This is a genomic window from Acidovorax sp. GW101-11A03, from assembly GCF_059424825.1.
Map to the genome: position 1 here is coordinate 1 of NZ_JBWKZU010000043.1, position 12,758 is coordinate 12,758.

The 12,758-nt window shown below is 69.3% G+C and carries 13 protein-coding genes and 1 pseudogene; 5 read left to right on the forward strand and 9 right to left on the reverse strand.

Translation table 11 applies throughout. The features are described from left to right. The 4 genes and pseudogenes from AC07Z7_RS17285 to AC07Z7_RS17300 form a co-directional block, all read right to left on the reverse strand. Positions 1–193: pseudogene (locus AC07Z7_RS17285) on the reverse strand (uracil-DNA glycosylase family protein); the annotation flags it as partial. A 58-nt stretch (positions 194–251) separates the two neighbouring features. Further along, a complete protein-coding gene (gene rimI / locus AC07Z7_RS17290) occupies positions 252–755 on the reverse strand; it encodes a ribosomal protein S18-alanine N-acetyltransferase (protein ID WP_252658150.1) in 504 nt (167 codons plus the stop codon). Beyond that, positions 752–1,489 carry a tRNA (adenosine(37)-N6)-threonylcarbamoyltransferase complex dimerization subunit type 1 TsaB gene (gene tsaB, locus AC07Z7_RS17295; protein ID WP_494767035.1) on the reverse strand — a complete coding sequence of 246 codons (738 nt, stop codon included), beginning with the start codon at positions 1,487–1,489 and terminating at the stop codon, positions 752–754. The genes rimI and tsaB overlap by 4 nt, the downstream gene beginning before the upstream one ends. Before the next feature lie 40 nt (positions 1,490–1,529). Then, the gene (locus AC07Z7_RS17300; RefSeq protein ID WP_494767036.1) at positions 1,530–2,525 is read right to left on the reverse strand and encodes a DMT family transporter; all 996 of its coding nucleotides are present in this window, start codon (positions 2,523–2,525) and stop codon (positions 1,530–1,532) included. Positions 2,526–2,608: 83 nt separating this feature from the next. Between AC07Z7_RS17300 and dacB the strand changes: the two genes are divergently transcribed. The 3 genes from dacB (at position 2,609) to AC07Z7_RS17315 (ending at position 5,820) form a co-directional block, all read left to right on the forward strand. Then, positions 2,609–4,075: a D-alanyl-D-alanine carboxypeptidase/D-alanyl-D-alanine endopeptidase gene (dacB, locus tag AC07Z7_RS17305; protein ID WP_494767037.1), complete on the forward strand. Its 1,467-nt coding sequence runs from the start codon at positions 2,609–2,611 to the stop codon at positions 4,073–4,075. Between the two features lie 44 nt (positions 4,076–4,119). Further along, positions 4,120–4,389, forward strand: coding sequence for a SemiSWEET transporter (locus AC07Z7_RS17310; protein WP_252658154.1), 270 nt, complete (start codon positions 4,120–4,122; stop codon positions 4,387–4,389). A gap of 132 nt (positions 4,390–4,521) precedes the next feature. Further along, positions 4,522–5,820 (forward strand): lipase family protein, encoded by a 1,299-nt coding sequence (locus tag AC07Z7_RS17315; protein WP_094291839.1) that lies wholly within the window; start codon positions 4,522–4,524, stop codon positions 5,818–5,820. 125 nt (positions 5,821–5,945) lie between these two features. Here the strand turns inward: AC07Z7_RS17315 and AC07Z7_RS17320 are convergent, their stop codons facing one another. The 4 genes from AC07Z7_RS17320 to purE form a co-directional block, all read right to left on the reverse strand. Continuing rightward, positions 5,946–6,899 carry an SGNH/GDSL hydrolase family protein gene (locus AC07Z7_RS17320; protein ID WP_252658155.1) on the reverse strand — a complete coding sequence of 318 codons (954 nt, stop codon included), beginning with the start codon at positions 6,897–6,899 and terminating at the stop codon, positions 5,946–5,948. A gap of 75 nt (positions 6,900–6,974) precedes the next feature. Further along, on the reverse strand, positions 6,975–7,991 hold the full coding sequence (locus tag AC07Z7_RS17325; RefSeq protein WP_494767038.1) for an L-threonylcarbamoyladenylate synthase: 1,017 nt from the start codon (positions 7,989–7,991) through the stop codon (positions 6,975–6,977). A gap of 2 nt (positions 7,992–7,993) precedes the next feature. Further along, positions 7,994–9,163 (reverse strand): 5-(carboxyamino)imidazole ribonucleotide synthase, encoded by a 1,170-nt coding sequence (locus AC07Z7_RS17330; protein WP_494767039.1) that lies wholly within the window; start codon positions 9,161–9,163, stop codon positions 7,994–7,996. Next, complete coding sequence (purE, locus tag AC07Z7_RS17335; RefSeq protein WP_015016135.1) at positions 9,160–9,654, reverse strand: 5-(carboxyamino)imidazole ribonucleotide mutase; 495 nt, start codon at positions 9,652–9,654, stop codon at positions 9,160–9,162. Before purE ends, AC07Z7_RS17330 begins: the two co-directional genes overlap by 4 nt. A 164-nt stretch (positions 9,655–9,818) precedes the next feature. Here purE and trxA point away from each other — a divergent pair, with 164 nt between their 5' ends. Together trxA and AC07Z7_RS17345 are read left to right on the forward strand one after the other, a co-directional pair. After that, the gene (gene trxA / locus AC07Z7_RS17340; RefSeq protein WP_494767040.1) at positions 9,819–10,727 is read left to right on the forward strand and encodes a thioredoxin; all 909 of its coding nucleotides are present in this window, start codon (positions 9,819–9,821) and stop codon (positions 10,725–10,727) included. A gap of 52 nt (positions 10,728–10,779) precedes the next feature. Continuing rightward, positions 10,780–11,613, forward strand: a complete 834-nt coding sequence (locus AC07Z7_RS17345) for an META domain-containing protein (protein WP_494767041.1) — start codon at positions 10,780–10,782, stop codon at positions 11,611–11,613. Between the two features lie 46 nt (positions 11,614–11,659). Here AC07Z7_RS17345 and AC07Z7_RS17350 read toward each other — a convergent pair whose 3' ends face one another. Beyond that, positions 11,660–12,583, reverse strand: coding sequence for a phosphoribosylaminoimidazolesuccinocarboxamide synthase (locus tag AC07Z7_RS17350; RefSeq protein WP_252658160.1), 924 nt, complete (start codon positions 12,581–12,583; stop codon positions 11,660–11,662). Positions 12,584–12,758: the final 175 nt, after the last annotated feature.

Below are 12,758 nucleotides of genomic sequence, written 5' to 3' on the forward strand. Positions count from 1 at the left end.
GCGGCAGTGCGCTGCGGGGTGCCGCAACGACGGGGGGCGGGGCGGGCAGGGGGGCTGCCTGGGGGGCGGCCGGGAGGCGGGCCTCCACAGGGGCGGCAGCGGGGGGAGCCGGGGGGGCCGGTGGCGGGCCCCACACGGTGACCCCCATTTCTTGCAGCATGGCGCGCTGACGCGCATCGAGGTGGAGGCTCATACAGGCGGGCAATCGGTGGGTTCTTGGCGGGCAGGCGGGCGGGCGAGGGCCGGTGGGGTTATAGCCCCAGGCTCATGACCACGGCGTCCTCGCGCTGGCCATGGTCCGCCGGGTAGTAGCGTTTGCGGTCGCCCACGCGGCGGAAGCCGTGGGTCTGGTAGATGGCCTGGGCGCGCAGGTTGCTGGCACGCACCTCCAGCCACAGCCACTGCGCGCCGCGCCCGCGCGACCACAGGGCCAGCGCATCCAGCAGCACACGCGCCCAGCCCTGGCGCTGGAACTCGGGGGTGACGGTGATGTTGAGCAGGTGCACCTCATCCACCCCCATCATGGCCACGAAGTAGCCCAGCAGGTGGTCGCCTGCCATCAGTACCTGCGCCTGGTAGCCCGAGGCCAGGGCGTCGGTGAAGTTGCCCCGCGTCCAGGGGTGCGAGTAGGCGCGCTGCTCCACCGCCAGCACGGCGTCGAGCCGGTCCAGCGTGAGCGCTTCAAAACGCGCCTCGGGGCGGGCCGAGGCCGTGTCGGCTGCGGCCGTGGAAGAAGGGGTGGGCAAGGCGCTCATGCGGGGCTCGGGGGTGTGGCCACGGCCTGGGCGGCGCGCAGCGCGGCGCGTTCGGCGGTGGTTTGCGCCACTTTATCGCGGATGTAGCGCGGCAGCGCGTCGCTGGCGGGCACGGCCGCCCCGGCGGCGATCAGCGCGGGCGCCAGGCGCAGCAGTGCGGTGGCGGTGGGCAGGGCGGCGACATGGCGGGCGCCCGCCGCCAGCCGCTCGCCATAGGGTGCTTGGGCATTGCCGGCCACCGTCCAGCCTGCGGGCGCCTGCACGGATTCAGGCTTGCCCAGGCCAAAGTCGGCGTCTGCCACCCATTGGCCGCTGGCTGCCTGCAATCCCGGCACATATTGGCAACGCGCGTGGTAGACCTCGTCCATGCGTGCATCCAGCACGGCCACCACCTGGGTGCAGCCATGCTGTTGGCGGGCTTCCTCGGCCACGGCGAGCAGGGTGTCCACGGGCAGCACGGGCACGCCCCGGCCGCCGCGCGCCCCAAAGGCCAGCCCCTGGGCCACGGCGCAGGCGGTGCGCAGGCCGGTGAACGAGCCCGGGCCCCGCCCGAAGGCGATCACATCCAGCGTGTCGAACGACAGGCCCGCCTGCTCCATCAGAGCGCGCATGGCAGGAATCAGCGTGGCCGAGGCCTGTGCGCCGCCAGGCCCCTGGTGCTGCCAGACGCCGTCGCCGTGCTGTACGGCGATGGAGAGGGTGTCGGTGCTGGTGTCGAAGGCGAGCAGGTTCATGGGCCGGGGGGTGTCTGGTGCATGTGCGGGGGGCGTGGGGTCAGGGAACGGCGCGGCGCGGGGCCGTGTTGGCCGGGGTTGTCGGGGCCGGGCTGGCGCGCAGAACGCCCACAAGGATACCGGCGGTCACCAGCAGCAGCCCGGCGACAAGGCTCCAGTGCATGGGCTCGCCCAGGAACAGCACGGCGCCCATGGCCGACAGTCCGGGCACCAGCGCGGTGATCATGGTGGAGCGCACCGGCCCGAAGTGCTGGATCATGCGCGTGAACGCAATGCCCGAGACCACCACCGAGCCCCCGCCCTGGAATGCCATCTGGAAGGCGATCTCGGTCCACGGCGCCTGGGCCAGGTGGCTGGTGACCGCGCCCAGCGCAATCAGCAGGGCGTAGGCGGGCGCATACACCAGGCACGCAAACGCCGTGATGGCGATGGTGGCCTGCACCGCGTCCACCGCGTGGCGCCGCGCGAGCACGCTGTAGGTGGCCCAGCAGGCTGCGGCCAGCATGAACAGCAGGTCGCCCTTCCAGACATCACCGCCCGAGAAGGCCGCCAGCAGGCTGCGCCCCCCCACCAGCAGGTCGCCCGCCACGATCAGCGCCAGCCCGGCGGCGCGCAGGGGCGTGATGTGATCGCGCAGCAGCCAGGCGGCCAGCAGCGCCGTCCACAGCGGCAGGCTGCCAGGCATGAGCACCGAGGCATGGGTGGCCGGGGCATGGAAGAAGCCCGCATAGGCCAGCAGCGCGTAGAGCAGGCCGCCAAACAGCCCCAGCAGGGCCGTGGTGCGCAGCGGCAGGGGCGAGATGCCCGCCAGGCTGGAGGGCGGGGCGGATGCTCCCAAAGCCTGCACGCGCCGCCGCACCATCCACCAGCCCCAGGGCAGCAGCACCAGACTGGCGCCGGTGATGCGCAGCAGGGCAATGTCCAGCGGCGTGAGCGTGCGCTGGGCCGAGGCACGGGCGATGACGATGAAGCCCGTCCAGATGGTGACCGTCACAACGGCTGCCAGCAGGCCCACGGCGCGAGGAGAAAAACGCATGGGGGGATTATCGGTGGCCGCTGCAGACGGCGTTGGTGGTGGGGGCGCGTGGGCGGCCTGGTAGCGGGCGATAGACTCCCGCCATGCTGTCTGTTCCTGTTGTCTGGCGCTCTTGCGCGCCGCGTGGTGTGTTGCTGGGGGCCATGTTGTGGCTGGCGTTGGCAGGGGGCGCAGGCGCCCAGGCACCGGCGCCCTCGCCCAGCCCCTTGCCCGCCGAGGTGGAGGCCGCCCTGGCCCGGGCCCGGTTGCCCCGCGAGGCGTTGTCGGTGCTGGTGGTCGATGCGCAGGGCAGTGCGCGCACCGCCCCCCGCCTTGCGCACCGTGCCCAGGTGCCCGTCAACCCGGCATCGGTGATGAAGCTGGTGACCACTTACGCCGCGCTGGAGCAGCTGGGCCCGGCCTATGTGTGGAACACCCCGGTTTATCTGCAGGGCTCGGTGCAGGACGGCAGCCTGCGTGGCAATGTCTACATCCAGGGCCAGGGTGACCCCAAACTCGTCATGGAGCGCCTGTGGCTGCTGATGCGGCGCTTGCAGGGCCAGGGCATCCAGGTCATCGTGGGCGACATCGTGCTGGATCGGACGGCGTTCGACCTGCCCGAGCAGGATCCGGCGCGTTTCGATGGCGAGCCACTGCGCCCCTACAACGCCGCGCCCGATGCCTTGCTGCTCAACTTCAAGTCGTCGGTCATGACCTTTGTGCCCGACGTGGCCGCCGGGCTGGCGCGCATCCAGTACGACCCGCCGCTGGCGGGCGTGCAGCGCCAGGCCACGGTGGCGCTGGCGGCGCCGGGCACCGAATGTGGCGACTGGCGGGGCGCCCTGCGGGCCGAACTGTCCGACCCTGCCAAGGTGGGCTTTCAGGGCGTGTACCCGGCCGCCTGTGGCGAGCGCGTGTGGCCCGTGGCCGCGGCCGACCCCCGGGGTTTTGCGGCGCGGGCGGTGGAGGGCATGTGGCGCGAGTTGGGCGGCAAGCTCACCGGCACGGTGCGCGACGGCAAGGTGCCTGCGGGCCTCAAGCCCGCGTTTGTGGTCACCTCCCCCGCATTGGCCGAGGTGGTGCGCGATGTGAACAAGTACAGCAACAACGTGATGGCGCAGCAGGTGTTCCTGACCCTGGCGCTGCAGAAGAACGGCGTGGCGACCTACGACAGCGCGCGCGAGGCGCTGCGCCAGTGGTGGCAGGGCCGCCTGGGCGACGTGGAGTTGCCCCAGGTGGACAACGGCGCCGGCCTGAGCCGCGATGCCCGCCTGACGGCCCAGGCGCTGGCCCGCATGCTGCAGCTGGCCTGGGCATCCCCGTCGATGCCGGAATTGCTGGCCTCGCTGCCCATCTCGGGGGTGGATGGCACGCTGCGCCGCAGCCAGAGCCGCGCGGGCACCGCCCACCTCAAGACGGGCAGCCTGCGCGACGTGATGGCCATCGCGGGCTATGTCCACGCAGCCAGCGGGCGCCGCTATGTGCTGGTGGCGGTCGTCAACCATGCCAGCGCGGGCGCCGCGCGGCCCGTGCTCGACAGCCTCATCGACTGGACCGCGCGCGACCAGTGACCGGACAACCCAACCCCCGGCGCAGCCCGGCTGCCCCGCCCACCATGCAACTCCCTGAACTCATCGGCTATCTGGCCGCCACCCTCACCACCTGCAGCTTCGTGCCCCAGGCACTGCAGACCTTTCGCACACGGGACGTGAGCGGCATCTCCCTGGGCATGTACAGCGTGTTCACGGCCGGGGTGGCGCTGTGGCTGGTCTACGGGCTGGCCCTGGCCGCCTGGCCCATCGTGGTCGCCAACGCCATCACGCTGGCGCTGGCGGGCACCATCTTGGTCATGAAGGTCCGCTACGGTGTGCGTGGCCCGGGCTGATCCGGGTGGCCACCCGGCGGCGGCTGTCGCGCAGGTGTCATTGGGCCCGGTTTCACGCGTTATCCCCTATGGATGCTGCAGCGCAGGTGCGCGCACGATGCATCGTTTTTCACTGACCCGAGGGACCCATCCATGAACTACTTCCGTCTTACCTGTGTTGCCGCCGCTGCGCTTGTGCTGGTTGCCTGCGGGGGCTCCGACGACCCGGTGCGTGGTGCACTGATTGACCCGCCCGCCACGGTGACCACGCTGACCGCTGCGCAGATCGACGCCAGCACGTCCAGCGCGGGGCTGCAGGCCCTCACCGGCAAGGCCAAGTGCGATGTGAAGGTGGTGGCGCTGAACTACGCCACCGTGGGCGCCAAGAGCGGCGAAAACACCAATGCATCGGGCGTGATGCTGGTGCCCGGTGGCAGCTGCACCACGGCAGCGCCGCTGGTGGCCTATGCCAAAGGCACCGATGTGCAGAAGCCCCGCACGCTGGCCAATCCGCAGGACTCCGAAACCTTCCTGCTGGCCGCCATGTACGCCGCCCAGGGCTATGCCGTGGTGGCCACCGACTACCTGGGCTTTGCCAAGTCCACCTACAGCTACCACCCCTACCTGCATGCCGACTCCGAAGCCACGTCGGTGATCGACTCGGTGCGTGCGGCGCGCAACGCAGCAGGCACCGTGGGGGCCAACCTGTCGGGCAAGGTCATGTTCACGGGGTACTCGCAAGGCGGGCATTCGTCGATGGCGGCCCACCGTGCCGCCGAGCGCGACTACGGCTCGGAATTCAACGTGGTGGCGGGCGCCCACCTGGCGGGCCCCTACAACCTGTCGGGTTCGCTGCGCATCCCCGATGCGATTGCGGGCGTGCAGTTCTTCGTGCCCTACCTCGTGACCTCGTGGCAGAAGGTCTATGGCAATGTGTACACCGATGTAAAGCAGGTCTTCAAGGCGCCGTACTCGGGCTACATCGAGAACCTGCTGCCCAACCCCACGATGACCTACACCACACTGGTCACCTCGGGCACCCTGCCTGCGGGCACGCCCAACCAGGCACGTGATGCGCTGTTCCAGTCCGACTTCATCACGGGCTCGCAGACCAGCACCACCCACCCGCTGTACCTGGCGGCCAAGAAGAACGACCTGCTCGGCTGGAGCCCCAAGGCGCGCGTGCTGCTGTGCGGCGGTGCGGGCGACCCCACGGTACCCCCCGCAGTGCACCAGGCCGTCATGAAGGCCGACTTCGACAGCCGGGGCCTGACCAACGTGAGTTCGGTGGACGTGGACGCCGCCATCCAGGCTACTTTCGGCCCGGGCGGCAAGGCGCCGACCGACCCCACCTCGGCGGCCTTTGCCACCTACTACGGCGCCTACCACGGCACCTACGAGCCACCGTTCTGCCACGCACAGGCCCGTGCCGTGTTCGACACGGTCAAGTAAACCGCCTGGGGCCCCCTGGGCCCTGTACCCCCGTGGTGCAAAGCAAAAAGCCGACCCCCGGGTCGGCTTTTTTTGTGGCTGCAGCCCTGGCACATCCGCGCGCGGCGGCCAGGAATCCAGTCCTGTTACCAGCGTGCGCGCAGGCGGTCGTAGGCGTAGGTGCCAAACTGGCGCTGGGCCGACGGGGTCAGGTACACGGAGTCGGCAAACACATACGACGCTTGGTTGGCGCCCGACAGCAGCGTGGAGCTGTTGCACAGGGCGGAGTTGACCTTGCCTGCGCCGATGCCGATGCCGTTGTTCGCGTCCACCGAGGTGCACACGGCCGTGGTGGCGTTGTTGAAGCCGTAGTTGCCGGGCACGCTGGTGTACAGGTTCACGTAGTAGGCCGAGTCCACGTACAGCACGTTGGCGCCCAGGTCCACGATGCCCACCAGCAGGCCATCGTTGAAGCGGCTGCTGGCGTCGGTCAGCAGGGCTTCGCGGCCAATCGACTTGGCCCAGGGGCTCTTGCTCAGGTCGTAGGTGCCAGTCACCACCACATACTTGGCACCGGCCGCGACCAGGCGGCGCACCTGGGCGGCCAGGTCTTCGCCCGCCTTGCGCGCAGCGGCCACCATGGCGGCCTCGGTCTGTGTGCCTGCGGTCACGGCGGCCATGCCGGCGATCACGTCGCTGACACCGCCGCTCACGATCACCACGTCGGTGTTGGCAAAGCTGCCGCCAGCCAGGAAGGCGTCGATCTGCTCGGTGATGGTGCGGGTGCTGGCGTTGCCTGCGGCGTCGGGCTTGGCGCTGACGCGGGCGTTGCCCGTGGCATAGCTGGTGCCGCCTGCGGATGCAGGGGTGAGGGTCTTGCCGTAGTTGGCGACCACTTGCAGGGTCCAGTTGTTGACGCTGCCGTCGTTGACGGTGTAGCGCGAGCCGTTTTGTCCCACATCGCTCATGGCATCGCCAAACGCGATGAAGCGCTGGGGCGTGATGGCCGATTCAGTGGTGCTGGAACCGCAGGCCGCGAGCAACGCGGCCGATGCACATGCGGCGACCATGACGGTGCGGCGCATCCAATTTGCTGCCATGTATTTCTCCAGAAAAGTGGGGAGTAGTTTAACGACGCAAAGTCAACGCATGTAAAGCAGCGCCTGCGTGGCCGATCAGGCCGCCGCCGCTCGCTGCAGTCGGTCGCGAACCCCTTCCCAATCCGGGCTGGCAGGGGGGGTCTCGATCCAGATGAGCTTCACGCCCTCGTCGTCAAAGCCGCGCAGCACGGCAAACAGCTGCTGGGCGGTGGCGGTGGCATCGTCGGGCATGCGTCGCAGTACGAGTCGGGACGAGTGCGAGCGCAGCGCAGAGCGGGCATACACGGCGATATGGGCCGCGTCGGCGCCCAGCAGGTCCAGGCTGGTCTGCAAGGCCTTGGAGTCCATCAACCGCACCTTGGCGGCGGGGGCGTAGTGGGCCTCCAGCGTGCCCGATGCGCGGGGGGTGAGGGCGGGCAGGTCTTCCTTGGACAGCGGCGCAATGCCGCAGGCCGCAGCGATCTGCGCACGCGTGATGGCGCCGGGGCGCAGCAGCACGGGCACGCCACGGGTGCAGTCCACGATGGTGCTTTCAATGCCCACGCAGCAGGGGCCGCCGTCCAGCACCAGCAGGTCGGCGCCCAGCTCGTCCTGCACATGCTGGGCGGTGGTGGGGCTCACGCGGCCAAAGCGGTTGGCGCTGGGGGCGGCCACGCCCCACACGGGCGGCCCGCCCTGGTCAGTGCCGTCGATGGGTGCCGCGCAGGCCTCCAGCAGCGCGTGCGCCACCGGGTGCGCCGGACAGCGCAGGCCCACGCTGTCCTGCCCGCCGGTGGCGGCCGTGGCCACGCCGGGCAGGCGCGGCAGGATGAGCGTGAGCGGGCCGGGCCAGAAGGCATCGACCAGCTTCTGCGCAAAGCCGGGTACTTCGCTGGCAAAGTGCGCAATGCCCTGGGCATTGGCCACATGCACGATCAGCGGGTGGTCGCTGGGGCGCCCCTTGGCCGCAAAAATCTGCCCCACGGCCGCATCGCTGCTGGCGTCGGCGGCCAGGCCGTACACGGTTTCGGTGGGCAGGCCCAGCAAGGCGCCACTGCGCACCGCGCGCGCTGCGGCGGCGATGGCCGAAGGATCGTTGCCGTCAAGGATCATGGTCAGAACGCGTCAATGCCCAGCAGGGCGGCCGCCTTCAAGGCGGTGGCGCGCGCGGCTTCGGGTGTGGCGCCGGTCACGTTGAGGTGGCCCATCTTGCGGCCCCGCTTGGCATCGCGCTTGCCGTACAGGTGCAAATGGGTGCCGGGCAGGGCCAGCACCTGGTCCCACGGGGGCGTCTGTTCGGTGTCGCTTTGGGCAAACCACAGGTCGCCCAGCAGGTTGAGCATCACGGCGGCGCTGTGCTGGCGGGGTTGGGTCAGCGGCAGGCGGGCCATGGTGCGCACCTGCAGCTCGAACTGCGACACATCGCAGGCGTTCTGGCTGTAGTGGCCGCTGTTGTGCGGGCGCGGGGCGATCTCGTTGACCACCAGGCTGCCGTCCTGCAGCACGAAGAACTCCACGCAGAGCACGCCCACGTACTGCAGACCTTCTGCTACAGATTTCGCAGCTGCTACCGCTTGTGCAGCCAGCGCAGAAGGCAGATTTTCTTCGTAAACCTCGGTCACGGCCAGGATGCCATCGCGGTGCAGGTTGCGCTGGACGGGCAGGTGCACCATGGCGCCATCAGCACCGCGCGCCACGATCACCGAGCATTCCAGCGCCAGCGGCAGCATCTTCTCCAGCACGCATGGCACCTTGCCCACCGCATCCCAGGCGGCGGCCAGTTCGGCGGTGGTCTTCACACGCACCTGGCCCTTGCCGTCGTAGCCCATGCGGGCGGTTTTCAGAATGCCGGGAAGGAGGTCGGCGGACACGGCGGCCAACTGCTGGGCCGTCTCGATCACCGCATAAGGCGCGCAGGGCACGCCGCAGGCCACAAAATGGGCCTTCTCGCGCGCGCGGTCCTGTGCCACCGATACCGCGCTGGCGGCCGGCGACACCGGGCGCTGCGCAGCCAGCGTGGCCAGCGCGGCGGCAGGCACGTTCTCGAATTCGGTGGTCACCGCATCGGCCACGCGGGCCAGCGCGGCCAAGCCCTGCGGATCTTCGTAGTCGGTCTGGATATGGTGGTGGCTCACCAGCCCGGCAGGGCTGGTGGGGTCGGCGTCGAGCACGGCAGTGAAGTAGCCCATGGCCTGGGCCTGGTGCACGAACATGCGGCCCAGCTGGCCGCCACCGAGCACGCCCAGCGTGCTGCCGGGCAAGAGGGGCGTGGTGGAGGCGCTCATGCAGCAGGCGGCAGGGTCATGTTGCGGGCCACCTCGGTCTGCTCGGCGCGGAAGGCTTCCAGGCGCTGACGCAGTTCGGGGCTTTCGTTGGCCAGCAGGGCCACGGCAAACAGGGCCGCGTTGGCAGCGCCCGCCGTGCCGATGGCAAACGTGGCTACCGGGATGCCCTTGGGCATCTGCACGATGCTGTGCAGCGAATCCACCCCCTGCAGGTGGCGGCTGGCCACGGGCACGCCCAGCACGGGCACGGGGGTCTTGGCGGCGATCATGCCGGGCAGGTGGGCAGCGCCGCCCGCGCCCGCGATGATGGCCTTCAGGCCCCGGCTGGCTGCGGCCTCGGCATAGGCGAACATGTCGTCGGGCATGCGGTGGGCCGAGACCACGCGGGCCTCGTGGGCGATGCCGAACTGTTCAAGAATCTGCACTGCATGCTGCATGGTGTCCCAGTCGCTGCTGGAACCCATGACCACGCCGATCTGGATGGGTTTCATGGTGGTTTGGGGGCGGCGGCAGTGCGCAGGGCCTGCCGCACCGCTGTGGGTGGAACCCGCGATTTTACTTTTTGCGCCTCCCTGCCCGGCCTGGGGCTGTTTCCATGCGCCAAAATAGCGCGAACCCACCAGCTCCACCGGCCTTGGCCCGGACACCATCCATCATGATTGACGTCACCGTAGAGAACTTTGAAGCCGAGGTGGTTGCCGCCTCGATGAACGTGCCCGTGCTGGTCGATTTCTGGGCGCCCTGGTGCGGCCCCTGCAAGTCGCTGGGCCCGGTGCTGGAAAAGCTCGAAGCCGAATACGCGGGCCGCTTCAAGCTTGCCAAGATCGACTCCGACCAGGAGCAGCAGCTGGCCGGCATGTTCGGCATCCGCAGCATCCCAACCTGCGTGCTGCTCATGAACGGCCAGCCCGTGGACGGCTTCATGGGCGCCCTGCCCGAAGGCCAGGTGCGCGCCTTCCTCGACAAGCATGTGCCCACTGCCGAAGAAATGGCGGCCGAAGCCGAGGAGGAAGAAGCCCAGGACGCCCTCGCCGATGGCGACACGGGCACGGCCCTCGAAAAGCTGCAGCACGCGGTGGTGACCGATCCCTCCAACGACGATGCACGCTTTGACTACGTCAAGCTGCTGCTGCAGCTGGGCCGCGAGGACGATGCCAAGGTTGCGTTTGCCCCTGTGATCGCCAAAGCCGCCGTGTCGCGCAAGCTCGGCGCGCTGAAGGCCTGGATGGATGCTATTGATTTTGTAGCTAATAGCGCATATGGAGTGAGCGCAGAGGCCGATTTTGAGGCAAAAATCACTGCCAATAAACGCGATTTCGACACCCGCTACGCCCGTGCCCGCTGGCTGATGGCCCAGCAACGCTGGACCGACGCCATGGACGAACTGCTCGAAATCCTCATGCGCGACAAGGCCTGGAATGAAGAAGCCGCCCGCAAGACCTATGTGGCCATCCTCGAAATCATCGAGGCACCCAAGCCCAAGGTGGCCGAGGGCCAGATCCCGCCCGAAGACCCCGTGGTGGCCACGTACCGGCGCCGGTTGTCGAGCGTGGTGCTGAGCTGAAAGCCTGCGGACGGGGGAGGGGTTGAACGGCGTGCAGGCGTTCACCACCGGGATGCTGTTGCCGAGTCGGCCCCTGCTGGCAGGAGGCTTGCATCGCGCGGCGATCGCCCGGCTGTGCGCTGCGGCACTGTGCTGCAGCCTCCTGCTGGGGTGCGCTGGCCGACCGCCTGCTCCCGATGCCATTGTTTCGGGCGTGGCCCTGGCCCGAGAGCGCGTGGTGCTGCCGCCGGAGGCCGTGTTCGAGGCCACGCTGCTGGATGTCACCCACCCTGACATGCCCCCGGTGGTGCTGGGGCGCCAGCGTAGCACCCCTGCCGGGCAGGCGCCTTTTGCGCTCTGGATTCCCTATCCTTCGTCACGGTTTGTGCCCAAGGGCCGCTACGAGGTGCGCGCCACGGTGACCCTGGAGGGGCGCCTGCTGCTGGCGACGGACAAGCGCCATCCGGTGCCGCAGGACGCCGCGTTTCGCCGCGTGGATGTTCAGTTGCAGCGGTTGCCACCTCTCGCCGCCACGGTGGAAGCCAGTGCGCCCTTGGTGCTGACCTACTGGCGGCTGGTTGAGATAGAGGGCGAGGCCGTGGGGCGCCCGCCCGAGGGGGCGGTTACCCCACACCTGGTGTTGCAAGCGGATGAGCCACGGGTGGCGGGCTCGGGCGGGTGCAACCGGTTCCTGGCGGACTACGCTTTGCAAGGCGGGCGTCTGCGTTTTGAGCGCCTCGTCTCCAACATCACACTGTGCCTGCAGGCCAGCGGGATGGAAACGCGTTTTTTCGAGGCGCTGTTGGCGGTGCAGAGCTTTCGGCAGCAAGGATCCCAGCTGGTGCTGCGGGGCGGCGAAGGGCAGGCACTGCTGCGCTTCGAGTCCGCCGAGACGTTGCTGGACTGACCGCCCTGTGAGGGGGCCGGGGCTAGGCGCCGACGGCGCCCGCCGTTCAGCGGGAGGTCAGCCGTTCCAGCGCCTCGCGGTACTTGGCCGCCGTCTTCTCGATCACCTCCTGGGGCAGGCGCGGTGCGGGTGCGGTCTTGTCCCAGAGCTTGCCGCCCACCTTGGCCTGTTCCAGCCAGTCGCGCACGAACTGCTTGTCGTAGCTGGGCGGGTTGGCGCCCTGGGCGAGCGCGTCGGCGTAGCCTTCCACGGGCCAGTAGCGCGAGCTGTCGGGGGTGAGCACCTCGTCCATCAGCACCAGCGTGCCGTCGGGCGCCAGGCCGAATTCGAATTTTGTGTCGGCAATGATCATGCCCTTGGTCAGCGCGATCTCAGCAGCCGCCTGGTAGATGGCGATGCTCAGGTCGCGGATGCGGGTGGCCAGGTCGAGGCCGATCATCTCCACAGTGCGCTCGAAGGTGATGTTTTCGTCGTGCTCGCCCACAGCGGCCTTGGCGGCGGGCGTGTAGATGGGCTCGGGCAGCTTGGCCGCATTGGTCAGGCCTTCGGGCAGCGGCACGCCGCAGACCGAACGCGATTCCTGGTACTCCTTCCAGCCGCTGCCAGCTAGGTAGCCGCGCACCACGGCTTCCACCGGGATGGGCTTGAGGCGCTGCACCAGCATCGAGCGGCCGCGCACCTGGGCCACTTCCTCGGGCTTGACCACGCTCTCGGGGGCGTCGCCGGTGAGGTGGTTGGGGCAGATGTGGCCGAGCTTGTCGAACCAGAACAGCGCCATCTGCGTGAGCAGCTCGCCCTTGCCGGGGATGGGCTCGCCCATGATCACGTCAAAGGCCGAGAGGCGGTCGCTGGCCACCATCAGGATGCGGTCGTCGCCCACGGCGTAGTTGTCGCGCACCTTGCCGCGTGCCAGCAGGGGCAGCGACGTGAGGGCAGAGGTGTGCAGGGCGTTGGAGCTGGGCTGGGTCATGGTGTCGGTGTGGGCGGTCGATATCCGCAGCGGGCAATCCGAAGAAGAACGGGTGGGGCGAAGCGCTTGTGGGCGGGACCCGGCGCAACCTGCGGATTTTACGCGCCGGGCCCGGCCGCGCCTGCAAGGCCCCGGGTGCGGGCAAAAACGGGGTGGGCGCACGCGGCGGAGGCTG

Coding starts and splice junctions, on each gene's coding strand:
- AC07Z7_RS17330 (WP_494767039.1), bottom strand. CDS start 9,163: ATGAGCGCCTCCACCACGCCCCTCTTGCCCGGCAGCACGCTGGGCGTG.
- AC07Z7_RS17320 (WP_252658155.1), bottom strand. CDS start 6,899: ATGGCAGCAAATTGGATGCGCCGCACCGTCATGGTCGCCGCATGTGCA.
- AC07Z7_RS17345 (WP_494767041.1), top strand. CDS start 10,780: ATGCTGTTGCCGAGTCGGCCCCTGCTGGCAGGAGGCTTGCATCGCGCG.
- AC07Z7_RS17350 (WP_252658160.1), bottom strand. CDS start 12,583: ATGACCCAGCCCAGCTCCAACGCCCTGCACACCTCTGCCCTCACGTCG.
- AC07Z7_RS17310 (WP_252658154.1), top strand. CDS start 4,120: ATGCAACTCCCTGAACTCATCGGCTATCTGGCCGCCACCCTCACCACC.
- trxA (WP_494767040.1), top strand. CDS start 9,819: ATGATTGACGTCACCGTAGAGAACTTTGAAGCCGAGGTGGTTGCCGCC.
- AC07Z7_RS17325 (WP_494767038.1), bottom strand. CDS start 7,991: ATGATCCTTGACGGCAACGATCCTTCGGCCATCGCCGCCGCAGCGCGC.
- AC07Z7_RS17300 (WP_494767036.1), bottom strand. CDS start 2,525: ATGCGTTTTTCTCCTCGCGCCGTGGGCCTGCTGGCAGCCGTTGTGACG.
- purE (WP_015016135.1), bottom strand. CDS start 9,654: ATGAAACCCATCCAGATCGGCGTGGTCATGGGTTCCAGCAGCGACTGG.
- tsaB (WP_494767035.1), bottom strand. CDS start 1,489: ATGAACCTGCTCGCCTTCGACACCAGCACCGACACCCTCTCCATCGCC.
- AC07Z7_RS17315 (WP_094291839.1), top strand. CDS start 4,522: ATGAACTACTTCCGTCTTACCTGTGTTGCCGCCGCTGCGCTTGTGCTG.
- dacB (WP_494767037.1), top strand. CDS start 2,609: ATGCTGTCTGTTCCTGTTGTCTGGCGCTCTTGCGCGCCGCGTGGTGTG.
- rimI (WP_252658150.1), bottom strand. CDS start 755: ATGAGCGCCTTGCCCACCCCTTCTTCCACGGCCGCAGCCGACACGGCC.